General features: G+C 47.4%; 16 protein-coding genes. 3 read left to right on the top strand and 13 right to left on the bottom strand.

Annotated features, from left to right (window positions below):
- Positions 1–47: 47 nt before the first annotated feature.
- From IEY24_RS14860 to rho, 3 genes are all read right to left on the bottom strand, one after another.
- Entirely contained in the window at positions 48–566 is a 519-nt protein-coding gene (locus tag IEY24_RS14860) for a helix-hairpin-helix domain-containing protein (protein WP_188933382.1), read from the bottom strand.
- On the bottom strand, positions 563–916 hold the full coding sequence (locus tag IEY24_RS14855; protein WP_188933380.1) for a hypothetical protein: 354 nt from the start codon (positions 914–916) through the stop codon (positions 563–565). Before IEY24_RS14855 ends, IEY24_RS14860 begins: the two co-directional genes overlap by 4 nt.
- Before the next feature lie 129 nt (positions 917–1,045).
- Positions 1,046–2,863, bottom strand: coding sequence for a transcription termination factor Rho (gene rho / locus IEY24_RS14850; protein ID WP_188933378.1), 1,818 nt, complete (start codon positions 2,861–2,863; stop codon positions 1,046–1,048).
- Between the two features lie 495 nt (positions 2,864–3,358).
- On the opposite strand from rho, the gene IEY24_RS14845 reads away from it, so the two are divergent.
- The 3 genes from IEY24_RS14845 to lptC are packed head-to-tail and all read left to right on the top strand — an operon-like array spanning position 3,359 to position 5,944.
- A complete protein-coding gene (locus tag IEY24_RS14845) occupies positions 3,359–4,081 on the top strand; it encodes a type III pantothenate kinase (protein WP_188933376.1) in 723 nt (240 codons plus the stop codon).
- Entirely contained in the window at positions 4,065–5,354 is a 1,290-nt protein-coding gene (bamG, locus tag IEY24_RS14840) for a BamG family beta-barrel-assembly machinery protein (protein WP_229222359.1), read from the top strand. Before IEY24_RS14845 ends, bamG begins: the two co-directional genes overlap by 17 nt.
- 11 nt (positions 5,355–5,365) lie before the next feature.
- The gene (lptC, locus tag IEY24_RS14835) at positions 5,366–5,944 is read left to right on the top strand and encodes an LPS export ABC transporter periplasmic protein LptC (protein ID WP_188933374.1); all 579 of its coding nucleotides are present in this window, start codon (positions 5,366–5,368) and stop codon (positions 5,942–5,944) included.
- Here lptC and IEY24_RS14830 read toward each other — a convergent pair.
- The 10 genes from IEY24_RS14830 to IEY24_RS14785 all read right to left on the bottom strand — a co-directional run bounded on the left by IEY24_RS14830 (position 5,941) and on the right by IEY24_RS14785 (position 13,722).
- Positions 5,941–6,378: a c-type cytochrome gene (locus IEY24_RS14830; RefSeq protein WP_188933372.1), complete on the bottom strand. Its 438-nt coding sequence runs from the start codon at positions 6,376–6,378 to the stop codon at positions 5,941–5,943. The genes lptC and IEY24_RS14830 overlap by 4 nt on opposite strands.
- On the bottom strand, positions 6,375–7,037 hold the full coding sequence (locus tag IEY24_RS14825; RefSeq protein ID WP_188933370.1) for an SCO family protein: 663 nt from the start codon (positions 7,035–7,037) through the stop codon (positions 6,375–6,377). The genes IEY24_RS14830 and IEY24_RS14825 overlap by 4 nt, the downstream gene beginning before the upstream one ends.
- Before the next feature lie 7 nt (positions 7,038–7,044).
- Positions 7,045–7,482: a viral A-type inclusion protein gene (locus tag IEY24_RS14820; RefSeq protein WP_188933368.1), complete on the bottom strand. Its 438-nt coding sequence runs from the start codon at positions 7,480–7,482 to the stop codon at positions 7,045–7,047.
- A 30-nt stretch (positions 7,483–7,512) separates the two neighbouring features.
- On the bottom strand, positions 7,513–9,168 hold the full coding sequence (gene recN / locus IEY24_RS14815; RefSeq protein WP_188933366.1) for a DNA repair protein RecN: 1,656 nt from the start codon (positions 9,166–9,168) through the stop codon (positions 7,513–7,515).
- 129 nt (positions 9,169–9,297) lie between these two features.
- Complete coding sequence (locus IEY24_RS14810; protein WP_188933364.1) at positions 9,298–9,552, bottom strand: hypothetical protein; 255 nt, start codon at positions 9,550–9,552, stop codon at positions 9,298–9,300.
- Positions 9,553–9,565: 13 nt separating this feature from the next.
- The gene (gene porD / locus IEY24_RS14805) at positions 9,566–10,492 is read right to left on the bottom strand and encodes a type IX secretion system protein PorD (protein ID WP_188933362.1); all 927 of its coding nucleotides are present in this window, start codon (positions 10,490–10,492) and stop codon (positions 9,566–9,568) included.
- Entirely contained in the window at positions 10,477–11,685 is a 1,209-nt protein-coding gene (gene coaBC / locus IEY24_RS14800; RefSeq protein ID WP_188933360.1) for a bifunctional phosphopantothenoylcysteine decarboxylase/phosphopantothenate--cysteine ligase CoaBC, read from the bottom strand. Before coaBC ends, porD begins: the two co-directional genes overlap by 16 nt.
- Positions 11,686–11,770: 85 nt before the next feature.
- Positions 11,771–12,082 (bottom strand): DNA-directed RNA polymerase subunit omega, encoded by a 312-nt coding sequence (locus IEY24_RS14795; RefSeq protein ID WP_188933358.1) that lies wholly within the window; start codon positions 12,080–12,082, stop codon positions 11,771–11,773.
- A 49-nt stretch (positions 12,083–12,131) separates the two neighbouring features.
- Positions 12,132–13,055: an outer membrane protein assembly factor BamD gene (locus IEY24_RS14790; protein WP_188933356.1), complete on the bottom strand. Its 924-nt coding sequence runs from the start codon at positions 13,053–13,055 to the stop codon at positions 12,132–12,134.
- 76 nt (positions 13,056–13,131) lie between these two features.
- Positions 13,132–13,722, bottom strand: coding sequence for a T9SS type A sorting domain-containing protein (locus IEY24_RS14785; RefSeq protein WP_229222357.1), 591 nt, complete (start codon positions 13,720–13,722; stop codon positions 13,132–13,134).
- Positions 13,723–13,831 lie beyond the last annotated feature (109 nt).

The raw sequence follows: 13,831 nt of genomic DNA, 5'->3' as shown, positions 1-13,831 counted from the left end.
TGTTGATTAACATAAATAAAGCCGCTCATCGGAGCGGCTTTATTGTTTTATTCTCTTCCTGAAATCAATTTAAGCTTTAATCTTTCCAATTCCTCCCATTTTTGCTGCTTCGCCAATGCTGCCTGCTCCGGCCAGCTGGATGGATCTTGCAGCTGATACCGCGGGCCGGCCTTTTTGAGATAACCTGCCATACGCAACACCGGTGTCTCTGTAAGTTGCTCGAAGGTATGAATGCCCGCTTTGTTCAAAATTTCTTCAATTTTAGGGCCTATTCCTTCAATTATTTTGAGATCATCGGGCGCGTGATCGGGACTGATGGTAGGGTAAACAGTTTTGGAAGCGTTGGTTGCAATCGGGTAATCCACTGTGGTGTCTGTTAAAGTCCGGAGTTGAGCGAGTTCGTATTTTTTCTCTTCTAATAATTCGCGCAAGTTATCGATTCTCTTTTTGATAATCACTTTTGCCAAGAACCAACCGGCGACAGTAGCGCCAAGCAGCAGCAATGCGATTTCTGCAATTGCTACCGGGAAACTGTCCAAATCGAGCGACATAGCGGGGAAATTCATTGTTTTGATTGGTAAAAGACCAACTCACGGCGGATACGGTTCAGTCGGTACCGCAACTCCCTCGTTTTCTTCATTTCGTAGGTAGTACCGAGCACAAAACCTAAGATTAGTGCCACCCCGATCATGATCACATGCTGCCAGAAATGCGTGAACGCTATGTGATAGGCAGGGAGGCCTATATCCCTCAATGAAAGGGTGAATTGCCCCTTTTGAGCGGACATTTCGGGAAGAAGGCCGTGCGAATCGAACAGCATATCGCAGTATTGTTCGATCTTGCATACATGCCAGTAAATGGAACCTGCCATCCAGAATCCCAGGAAAGTCCACCAAAGCGCCTTACTATTGAACATGAGGAACGGAAGTTTAACGGTAGGGAATGTGTGTTTTAAACTACCTAAAAATAAGATTCCGCGGGACAAGATGCAATAGGAGGGGAGGTAACATGAAAAAGCCCGGAACGTTTGCCCGGGCTTTATTATTTATCGGTTCATCGAGATCAGGAACTCTTCGTTGTTCCTGGTCCCTTTCATATGTTCTAGAAGGAAGTCCATTGACTCCATCGCATTCATATCCGACATGTGCTTGCGCAGGATCCACACTTTTTTGAGTGTTTCCTTGTCGAGCAGCAAATCCTCGCGGCGTGTACCGGAAGCCATCACATCGATAGCGGGGAAAACGCGTTTGTTGGACAGCTTGCGGTCGAGTTGCAATTCCATGTTACCGGTACCTTTGAACTCTTCAAAGATCACCTCGTCCATCTTAGAACCGGTATCGATCAACGCCGTGGCGATAATGGTCAGCGAGCCTCCGTTTTCAACATTACGTGCCGCACCGAAGAAACGTTTCGGCTTGTGCAATGCGTTGGCATCCACACCACCGGAAAGGATTTTACCGGATGACGGAACTACCGTGTTATACGCACGCGCCAGACGCGTGATCGAGTCAAGCAAAATCACCACGTCGTGACCGCATTCCACCATTCTTTTGGCTTTTTCCAAAACAATGCTAGCTACTTTCACGTGGCGGTCGGCCTGCTCGTCAAAAGTCGACGCGATTACCTCCGCACGTACGCTGCGCTGCATGTCAGTCACCTCCTCAGGACGTTCGTCGATGAGCAGGATCAGCAGGAACACTTCGGGGTGGTTACGGGTGATAGCGTTTGCGATTTCTTTCAATAAGACCGTTTTACCGGTTTTAGGCTGCGCAACGATCATACCGCGCTGCCCTTTTCCGATAGGTGCAAAAAGATCGAGAATACGGGTTGAATATTGTTCCGGGCGCGAGCTGAGGCGCAGGCATTCGTCGGGGAACAATGGGGTAAGGTATTCGAATGGGATACGGTCGCGAATTTCCTCGGTAGTTTTACCGTTAACCGTCTCCACGCGCAAAAGCGCAAAGTATTTTTCTCCTTCTTTCGGCGGACGGATCTGACCTTTTACGGTATCACCGGTTTTCAGACCGAACAATTTGATTTGCGAAGGTGAAACGTAAATATCGTCGGGGCTCGCCAGATAGTTGTAATCCGCAGAGCGAAGGAAGCCGTAGCCGCCATCCTGCATGATTTCCAGCACGCCTTCATTGACGATCAGGCCATCAAACTCTCTTACATAATTGTTGTAATTGCGTTTGATCTTAGAGGAAGGATCCTCGCGTTGCAGCTGAGGCTGCTGAGGCTGCTGGGGCCTTTCCTGACCCTCCTGCTGTGGACGTGGCTGGCGCTCTTCACGAGGTTGAGCTGCCGGTTCCTGCGAAACTACCGTAGGTTTTTCGGTTTGATTATCAGCCTGAATTTCTTCAACCGCTACTTCCGGCTCGGTAGTCGCCTCCGCTTCCGCAGTGATTTCTTCCCGGCCAAGGTCATTGAGGGTATCATTGTCCTCGTCGATTTCGAGCGAAGTATCTATGTTTTTCGGACGTTCTTCTGCGCGTTTCAGGATTTCCTGACGGGCAGGTGTATCGAATAACGGCGTAGAAGAAGGGCCTGTTTGATTGCTATCTTTTTTATTGCGGGCAGGACGGTTGTTTCCGCCTTTTCCCGTAACGGGCACCGGAGTTGGCTCAATAGGCCTGCGGGCACGTTTTTTCTTCGGTTCACCCGAATCGTTTGAGCTGTCATCCAGCTCAGGGGCTTCCACGGCAACGGGTTCTGCAACAGGTGCAGGTGCTGCATGCTGCGAAACTATCCGGTTAATCAGTTCTTTTTTAGGAAGTTTGGCGTGATCGGGTATTCCCAGGGAACCCGCTATTTCTCGTAGCTCTGATAAAAGCTTAATGTTTAAATCATCAATTGTAGGCATACAGAAAATGGAAAGTAAAGGGTCACTTTACCAATTGGACAATAAGATTGTGAATATAATTGGATATAAACAGGACTGCGCGCCCTGAAGTCACGTGATGGTCATTGATAGGTTGATAAGCATTTATTGCGAAAGCCTGCGCGAAAGGCTTTACTAACTGCAAAACTTTGATGGATCAAATCTGACAATTGTAACAGGTACAAACCGGAAGTATTGACAATAAATCGGCAAGATTTTGAACCTCGATAACGCTGAGATTAGAATTACCGCGAGATGGATTTTGGATTTATAAGTCGATACTGACTTGGATGGACGAAGGTAAATATATGTGGTTTAATTTCCAAATATTTAGCTTTAAAACCGTGCCAACGGCATTGTTATTGCTTACAAATGCCAAAAAATCTTCCATCAGAGTGCGAAGTCGATGATTTAACGTGCATTAACCTCCTTTAAGTCTTAGTTTTTATGGCCGGAAAATCGGATTTTTGCCGGACTATGAATATTGTTGTGGATTCCGGTAATACCTTTTCGAAGATAGGATGGTTCGAAGGGGAAAAACTTATACGATATACGACGCACCTGGAATTCCCGGAACTGATCCGTCACATCAGGGCGGAACTGCCGGAATACCTCTTTTTTTCTTCCGTCGGGAGAACACAGGAAGAGTTTCTCGAAGCATTGGACGAACCGGTCAGGGTAATGGGCCTGACACCCGATACGCCATTGCCGATCAGCAAGCATTACGACACCCCGCAAACCCTCGGTGCCGACAGGATCGCAGCTGTCGCAGGTGCTAACTTTATTTTTCCGGGGGAGGATCTCGTGGTGATCGATATGGGCACTTGTATTACGTACGACCTCATCGACCGCAATGCCGCGTTCCAAGGTGGGATAATTTCTCCCGGCGTGCGGATGCGATTCAATGCGATGCATACGTTTACTAAAAGACTTCCACTTTTCGAGCCTGAAAAAGAGCCGGATCTGATCGGGAAAAGCACCCGTCAGGCCATGCAGAGCGGTGTGATGAATGGCACACTTGCTGAAATCGAAGGAATTATTGAACGATACCGACACAATTACCCGACTTTACGCGTAGTATTATGCGGTGGGGATGCTGCTTTTTTTGAAAGTAGCCTGAAACCACCCATCTTTGCGGTGCCGGAACTGGTTTTAATAGGATTGAACAGAATTTTAACATATAATGTCTCTTCACAGTAGAATAGGAATAATCACGCTTGCCATTACACTCGGTTGGAGTTGTACAAATCTTGCAAAAGCACAAGGATTGGGCAATTCTCCGTATTCATCGCTCGGAATGGGCGAGTTTTACGGGGATGCATATTCCGACAACACTGCAATGGGAGGTTCCGGGGTAAGTACTTCAAGCGGGTTCCAGATCAATAACCTGAATCCGGCGCTTTGGGTACGCAACAGGTTTACAACGCTGGATGTCGGGCTGATCGGGCAGTATAAAGACATTGCTTCGGGTAATTTAAAGCAGGGAAATGCAGGCGGAAACCTGGGTTACCTGTCGCTGTCGTTTCCCATCACACCCAAATGGGTGATCGGTGCGAATTTGAAGCCTTACAGCTTCATCGATTATCAAAACACATTTACCCGTTCGGTTTCGGGATCGCCGGGTGTTGCAGAATATACGGTTTCGGGAAAAGGAGGCGTTAACAAGGCTTCGCTGGTCAACTCATTTCAAATAGGCCGTTATGTAACACTGGGCCTGGAGAGCAGCTACTTTTTTGGCAACGTGCGGAGATCGTCGGATATTTTGTTGTATGTCAATGGAGTTCCGTCCGACTATATCGTGAGCCTCAACGAACGTAATACCTATTCGGATGTGGCTTTCCGGGCAGGCGGTACGGTTCGGATTCCGCTTAAAAAAGAAAATAAGCTGAACCTCAACCTGGGTGGTGCATATAGTTTCAGCACCTCGTTGAACGCTACTAAAACTACTTCTTTTGAACTAACACAAGGCTCATTCCCCGTTGCAGTACCCGATACACTCGAAAATAACCTGGGAGGCTCGATGACAGTACCTGAACAATATCAGGTAGGAGCTAGCCTGGAATGGCCGTTCAAAATGACGCTGTCTGTGGATTACAGCCATCAGTCATGGTCACAGTACCGGGGCTTCGGCAATGTGAATGAGCGTATGAAGGATGTGAACCGCCTGCATGTTGGTGCGGAATATATACCGCGTTTTGGCTCGCTTAGTTATTTTGACAACGTACGTTACCGCATTGGTTTCAGCACCGGTAATACGCCCTATGTGGTTGGCATTACGAAAATCAACGATACAAATGTCAGCCTTGGTTTTACTTTCCCGATGGGCCGTGGTTTTGCCAACTTACTCTCCGTAGCATTCGTAGCGGGGCAGCGGGGAACCAATTCCGGAGGCGCGATCCGCGAGCGGTACGGCCGAATGGTTTTGGGCGTGACGCTTATGGAAAGATGGTTCGAGAAAAGGCGGATCGATTAACAGGCAATCTTATGCTTAGTAAAGGCATTCAAAAATATTTGTTAAAAGGAGATAATCATTTATCTCCTTTTTGTATTCTGGTACTTTGCGTGCTGTTTTTTGCGGCTTGTGAATCAAAAACAGACAAGATAGGCGCCGCGTACAACGGGCCGTTTGAAATTGTCAATGACCTGGTTGTGAAGTACAGCGAGCAGGGGAAAATGAAGGTGTATGTTAAAACACCCAAATCATTGACTTACCAAAATGAAACCCGTGTATTCCCTGATTCGGTCAATATCAGCTTTTATGATTCGCTGGGCACGGTCGTGACCACGTTGCGCTCCGATTCGGGCAGGTACGACCGCAATGCGGATGTGTACATTGTGAAGGGACACGTACGGGTCGTAAAATTCGAAACACACCAGATCCTGAACACAACCGAGCTCAGTTGGAGTCCCGGAACTCGGAAGGTTTTTACGGACAAGGCGCTGACTATAAAAAATACCCAGTCGCCGGAGGTGACGAATGCCGTTGGCATGGATGCCGAGCAGGACTTTTCGCGGATCAAATTGCGGAAAATGACCGGAACGGTTATTTCGAAGGGCATCTAATCAGGCTTGCAGTCGGCTAGTGCCTTGTGTACAAACTCGATCGGCGTATAAAGGCTGTCTTTTCCCCATTTCATCGATACAAAACTCACAATCTCCGCGATTTCTATTTCGGTTAATTTAGGATTAGGAGGCATAGGTCGACTGAACTTTTTGCCGTTTACGACGATTGTATCGCTCATCCCGTATTGAACAATACAGGCAATCCGAGCCTTATCGGAAAGGATCTGTGACCCGACAATAGGAGGGTAGAGGTTGGACATCCCGTTGCCTTCCATCTGGTGGCAATTGGCACAATGCGTCATATACAATTGCTGCCCGGTCACGAAATATTGCTCACTTTTAAGCTCCTCCGAACTCCGGCAGGAAGCCAAGCCCAGCATCAGGAACGCCAGCACGCGGGCCGTGCCTGCAAGGGTACTTTGTGGAAGTATCATTTCTTATATTCGGCCAATAACCGCTCCATGTCGTTGAGCAACTTCTTAGTACCTTCTTCTGTGGTTCCGTCATACATTCCCCGCACGTGTTTTTCCTTATCGACAAGGATGAACGCCCCGCTGTGGATATAGCCGCCCTGCACCGTAGTGTCTTCTTTGGCGGTCGACATGTAGTTATTTTGGCCGATTTCATAAATTCTGGCCTTGTCACCTGTCAGGAACTGCCATTGCTGGCCTTCCACGCCCAGGTCTTTTGCGAATTTATTAAGTACTGCCGGCGTATCATGCTCGGGATCAATGGAGTGGGAGAGGATCATTACATCGGGATTGCCTTTGTATGCCTCATAGACCTTCACCATCTGTTTTTTCATCACCGGGCAAATGGTGGGGCAGGTTGTGAAAAAGAAGTCGGTCACGTAAATCTTGTTCTCGACAATTTTCTCGGTAACGGTATCGCTATATTGATTGACGAAGGCGAATTTTGGAATTGTATTATAAATGGTGTCAACGACTTCTTTTCCATCGACGGTCTTCTTCACCCAGTCGCGCTCCCCGAGGATCGGTAGCTTCTTTTCTGAATCGCCGCAGGCGGTGATAGCAAACAAGAAGGCGGAAACAAACAGGGAGTGGAAAAGAATTGATTTTACTTTTGAGTTCATAAACGGGTTATTCTAAAAATGTTTTGGCCTCCTGAATGGACTTCAGGGTGGCTTGCTTTACCAGCAATATCTTTTCTTTTTCGCCTTCGAAATAGAGGACAGCTTGCTTGGAATCCAGTTTTTTGGCTGAATCGCCGCGGTAGGCGTGCATCCAGTCCATCATAAGCTTGTCGGCATCAGCCAGTTTCTGGTTTAAATCAACGGCCTTAATGCGCTGCTCGGCCATTGTATTGCTGCTCACACCTACGTTTTGAAGGCTGTCTATGCCCTGAATTTTCTTCGAAAGCTGAGCTTTCAGGCCCATAATATCTTCTTGCTTGGGCATTACTTCGTCGTGGATCGCCAGGACTTCCGTTTCAAGTCCAGCAACTTTTTCCAGGTCTTTGTCCTTTCCACAAGCAAAGCAAAGCGTGATCAGGAACGATAGTAGGATAAGGTTTTTCATAGAAAATCGAGTTAACCGAATTGGTGTATGTCAATCCCTCAGGATCATCTCGCGTGCATTATGCAACACGGCTTCCGACGGATTATGTCCGCCGATCATCTGGGCGATTTCCTGTACACGTTCATCGATGGTGAGTTTTTTGATCCTGCTGACAGTCCTGTCGGAGGAGTGGTCTTTATATACAAAATAGTGTGCGTCGCCGCTGCTGGCGATCTGGTGCAAATGGGTAATGGCGATAATCTGGTGGTTTATAGCCATATTTTGCATCATTTTCCCCATCTTTTTGGCAATTTCGCCCGAAACGCCGGTATCGATTTCGTCGAAAATAATGGTTGGCAGTTTCCGCTTGTCGGCGAGTATATATTTAATAACCATCATGAGGCGGGAAAATTCCCCGCCGGATGCAACTAATTTCAATTCTTGCGGAACAATTCCCTTATTTCCACTGAAAAGGAAGGTTACAGAGTCAATTCCCGCAGTCGTCGGCGCAGTCTCATTGATTTGAATGCTTAGCGAAGCATTAGGGATTCCCAATTCGTACAACCGGTCCAGAATAAGCTTTTCAATGGCTTTGGTCACTTTCCTGCGTCTGTCGGAAAGTACTTTCGCACCTGCGAGCATTTTGTTTTGCGTTTGCGCTACTTTCTTTTCCGCCGCCGCCAAATCTTCATCCAGGTTCATCACAATGCTCAATTTGCCCTGCAATCCGGCTTCAATATCCAGCAACTGTCCGATAGTCGATACCTGATGTTTTTTGAGCAACGAATAGATCAGGTCAAGCCGTTCCTGCACAACCTCCGTTCGCGCGGAATCCAGATCTATATTTCCATTCACCTGATCGATTTCTTCGGCGAGGTCGCGGAGTTCAATCAATGCACTTTGAGCGCGCTGACGCAGCACATCGTATTCGGTAACCAGTCGCGACGCCTGCGTGAGGGACCCGACGGCACTCTTGAGTAAGTCGAGCACAGAATTTTCGGGATTATCGAGATATGCATGAGCCAGTTGCAGCCGCTCTTTGATCTCCACCGCATTTTCAAGTATGGTCAGCTCATGTTCCAGCTTTTCCTGCTCGTCGGCTTTCAAGCCTGCATTGTTTAATTCCTGAAAAAGAAATTGGTCGTAGTCAAACTCTTTCCGAAGCTGATGTGCCTGTTTTTTTAGTTCGTCGAAGGTTCTGACGGCTTCCCTGTAAGCATTAAAATCAATATGATACGTTTTAAGCAAATCGGCATTTTCGGCATAGGAATCCACTACCCGCAACTGGAATTCGTTGTTACCGAGTAGGATGGAGTCGTGCTGCGAATGGACGTCGAGCAGTTGCATACCTATTTTCCGCAAGGTTTCCAGGTTGACAGGCGTATCGTTGATAAATGCCCTGGATTTGCCGGCTGCCGAAATTTCGCGGCGGACAATGCATTCTTCCGAAAAATCGAGATTTTCATCTTCGAAATTGGGGGCGAGATCGTAGCCGGTCAGGTTGAATGTGCCTTCGATGACGCACTTTTCGCTGCTATCGTATAACGACTTAGCGTCAGCCCGATTTCCGAGCAGCAGGCCTATTGCACCAAGCATAATGGATTTGCCAGCTCCCGTTTCGCCTGTAATGATGTTCAGGCCGGGATCGGGGGACATTTCTAGGTGCTTTATCAGCGCATAGTTTTTGATCAGTAAATTAGAAAGCATGTCTAATTTATGCAGCAGATCGCCGGAGATGATGCAATCTGGCTATGATGAAGGGATCAAGGTCGTCTCCGATACGAATATAGGCATGATCTTCCCAATTAGGAAATATAAGGGGAAGTAACCCGGATTTTATAGCGTAGTATGCCTGCTTGGCGGAACGATACCCGAGTTGTCGTCGTAAACCACCTCGTACAAGTCGGAAAGAGCGATCCGGTGATGATGGTCACGGGTATCTTTCAAAACAAGTTGCATCTCATCCAAGGATATTAATCTGCCGAAAATCGTGTTGCCGTTTGAAAGAACCGCATTGAATGGGTGGCTGAGCAAAGTGCCTTGCTTGCTTCGTATTTCGTCGGGTTTGACCCGTATCAATCGTTTACTCATTGATTTTGATCTGCTACATGGATAGCCGCTGATACAGCTGAGTTTTGGATGGGTCGAGATTTACCAGCAGCGAATAGGCTTGCGCGCGTTGTTCCGGCAATCCTTCAATTAATATCCTGTAAAGCTCGTCCGATTTGGCGTCAAAAAAAGAGTTCACTACCACACTTGCCGGCCGTAGCTGATTGACGTCCTTGATGGTATTCAAAAATTCGAGCACTTTTGCACGGGTCTCCGCCGGATTCTGCGTAGCGATATCCAGGCCCTGGCGGTAATATTTATACATTCCCTCGCGGAACGGTGTGAATTGCTGGCTTTGGAGGTTTTCAATCAGCCAATAACGGTTTTTTGAATCGCCGTTCGAGTCCCAGCCGCGTTTGTTGGGGGAGGAGTTCCTTGCGAGGTTCACGAGGTTGAACGCTTTTTGTACATAGGGTGATCCGCCCATTTTGCTGAATGAATCGTAATCGAAAATCAGCGCAATGTTGGCGTAGAACGCCAGCATGTACGGCAGCTCTTCGGTATAGCTGTTTTCATTGAAATATAGCTGAGTGCTGGGCAGGTAGGTAAATGTGAAATTTTTGTCGACGTAGGTAAAGAGCACGGTTTCGTAGGTGGAGCCATAAACAGGCCGGGACACTACCAGCTGCGCATTGCCCTCGTAGTTTCCCTGTGCCAGCGAGCGGGTCAGGTTTACATTGAGCTTACATTTGATCTTCTCTTCCTTAGCAAACTGATCGTTCGTCCAGCGCGTGTTGTTTAGGAAATCATTCATGTAAGTCTGCAACTGGTTCATCGACTGCGGGTCGGTTTTTTGCTGGGCCACCAATTGCTCATAGTTCAGATTAACCGTAAACTGGAATTCCTGTGCACACGCACGTTGCGAGAGCGCTCCGAAAAGCAGCGGAATTGTCAGGATCAGTAGTTTTATGCTTCGCTCCATTTGGCTATTACGATATTAAGAATGTCCTGCGCGACCTCGTCTTTGGATTTAAGGTCGAATTGGCGCACATTTTTGTCCTTGTCAATAACGGTTATTTTGTTGGTATCGTGTGCAAAACCAGCGCCCGGATCGTTCAGGGAATTTAGTACGATGTAATCAAAGTTTTTACGGGCGAGCTTATCCTGCGCGTGGCTTAGCTCATTCTCCGTTTCGAGTGCAAAACCGATAATCAGCTGTCCCGGCTTTTTCGTGGCTCCCAACGTCCCGGCAATATCGGTCGTTTTGGCCAGATCGAGCGTCATGCTATCGCCTTGTTTCTTGATCTTCTGCTCCGCAACATGTCGTGGGGTGTAATCCGCTACCGCCGCAGCGAAAATAATCAGGTCGTTAGCTCCGAAATTGTCCTGTGCCGCATGGAACATCTGGCTGGCAGTTTCAATTGTGATTATACGGATATTCGGGTTTGAAGTTTTCAGGTGCGTGGGGCCGCTTATCAGCGTTATTTGTGCGCCCGCGGCTGCAAATGCTTCGGCAATGGCATATCCCATTTTGCCCGAAGAGCGGTTACTGATAAACCTGACCGGGTCGATTGGTTCCACGGTGGGGCCCGCAGTGATGAGGACGCGTTTCGCGGCAGCAACAGGGCGCTTCCCGAAATGGTCGTCGAGAATTTTTACAATATTTTCGGGTTCGGCCAACCGTCCATCACCGATTAATCCGCTGGCCAGTTCCCCGTGTTCGGGTGAAATGAAATGGTTTCCGTAGCCGATCAGCTTTTGAATATTATCCTGCGTAGAAGGATGCTTGAACATGTCCACATCCATGGCGGGCGCAAAAAACACAGGGCACCTTGCCGAGAGGTAAATGGCCGTCAGCAGGTCGTCGCAAAGGCCGGTGGCGCATTTGGAGAGTGTTTTTGCCGTCGCAGGTGCAATAATGACCAGGTCGGCCCAAAGGCCAAGCTCGACATGGTTGTTCCATTCGCCCGTCTCATTTTTAGTGAATGAGATGAGTACCGGGTTTTTGGAAAGTGTCGACAACGTCAGCGGCGTGATAAATTCCGTCGCGGACTGGGTCATCACCACGCGAACTTCCGCCTCGGCTTTTACGAGCAGACGCAACAGCAACGCCGATTTGTAAGCGGCGATACTACCCGAAACGCCAAGCAGTATCTTTTTACCTTTCAGATTCAATTTACAAGGATTTGAATGTAAAGTTAAAACAAAAAAAGCCCGCCATCAATCAGATTCATGGCGGGCTTCGGGAAATACGTTGCTATTATTCTTCGGTGGTATCGCGGTAAGAATGGTAAGTTTTGCCTTCGATGAACTCATCGATAGAGATGCTTCCAGCCTTAGGCATACGCTCGTAAAATTTCGAAATTTCGATTTGCTCTCTGTTTTCAAACACTTCTTCGAGGTTATCAACACCGGAAGCAAATTCAGCCAGCTTGTTGTTCAGCTCTTCCTTCATCTTGCTGGAAATCTGGCGTGCCCTTTTGGAAATGACTGATACGGATTCATACAGGTTACCTGTCACTGCCGCTATCTTGTCTGTATCACGGGTAATGATCGATGGATTCGTTGCCATAATGGTCTGATATAGTTTAAAATTCTAAAACAATATAAATGGTGCCTGCTTATTGTCCGTTGGGGGTACTAACAGCCGGCGTGGTCACCTTGGCCGGTTTGGTAGCCGGGTCAGGTTGAGATTCTTTGAGTTTTTGCCGTTCGGCTTCCGTTTTAGCGATCACCTCGATCTGCTTCTGACTATCGTCATACATCTTTTCGGCGTCACGGTTGTATTTACCGGTCGGGTATTTGTCGACAAGCTCCTGGTAGAACTTGACAACATCCTGAAATCTTTCTTTCTGCTTATCACTGAAACTGTTGCTGGCCAGGTTGAACTGGGATTCTACTTTCAGGAATGCAAGCTCTTCGTTGTATTGCGAATCGGGGAAATCTTTCCGGAAGTTTTCAATAGAAATTACCGCTGATTTAAGCGACATCGGGTTAAAATCGCTGATCTTATGGTAAAGCCTTGCACGTTCGTAAGCTTTCTTTTCCAGCTTGGATCTTAATTCGAGAATATAACGGGTACATTCTTCACGGAAAGGGCTGTCTGGATACGTATTGATGAAATCCTGCATGGCCGAAATCGCCGTGAAAGTGCTCGTCTGGTCAAGGTTGTACGGCGACGAGTCTTTGTATAGCGAGAACGCATGCATGTATAAAGATTCCTGCGCGTAGTCGCTACGTGCGTAAGTGTCGTAAAATTTCTTGAAGAGAAACTGGCTCGTATTGTATTGGCTCTGATGGTATTGCGTATACGCATAATAGAACTGCGCGAGCTCCGATTCAGTGCTTCCTTTCAGCAATGGGATCAACTCCTCAAACAGCAGTCCTGCGCGGTAGTAGTCCGCCTTTTTATAATAGGCCATGGCAGCATCGTACTTCTGCTGATCCGTACCTGTCTTCTGTAACTTGGAGAACTTACTGCAGGAAGTAACAACAAGGATTGCAATGAATAGCAAGAAATAGCTTGCCGGACTGTTTTTTCGCATATTAACTGCAAAGGTAATAAAAAAAAGCTACACCATCCATAACGAATGCGTAGCTGATATAGTGTTATAAGTTAGCCTATTGCTGATGGCGGACAAGCATTTTTTTTGTGGCCACCTTTTTACCATCGACAGACAGCTGGTAGAAGTACAAGCCGGTAGCCATGTCTCTCGTGTTCACACGTAATTTACGCTCGTTTTTATTCAGTGTAAATTCCTGGATTTGTGAACCAAGCACATTGTAAAAAGTCAGTTTCGCGTCACGCAAGCCTGTGGAAATGGTGAAGTCTATCTCAGCATATTCACTCGCGGGGTTGGGGTAGACATTGGAAACTGAAATCTTGTCATTGACAAACAGCAACTCTTCTGCTCTCAGCTGAGCTTCCAAAGCGGGAGATTTCTTCTCACCACCTTTTTCAGCGAGTTCGACAGCCAAAGTATTGCTTTCTGCCGTATTCGGGGATGCAAAAAGAAACGAAGTGTAGAATGTATTCAGCGCTTTTGGATTTTGCAAAGTCAGCGGTTTGTAATTTGCACCACTGGAAAAGTTTGAGAATTTGATGCTTTGAGGTGCGGGGGCTTTCTTTTTGCCGACCATATTCAAGCGGCTTCCCCCCGAAACACTTTGGGCCTGTAACCCTTGAAAACTCAGGGCTAAGGCTAAAATCATATATAAGAGACGTATAGTTCTTTTCATAGCTGCAATCGGATACTTTTGACTAATGCGTTATGTGTTTTAGCTGAAAAGTACGCTACAAAAATATAGAGAAATAATTGTA

Origin of the sequence: Dyadobacter endophyticus (assembly GCF_014641595.1) — a bacterium.
Lineage (GTDB): Bacteria > Bacteroidota > Bacteroidia > Cytophagales > Spirosomataceae > Dyadobacter > Dyadobacter endophyticus.
Note: the sequence above shows the minus strand (reverse complement) of the source record. Positions and strands in the feature narration are given on the sequence as shown.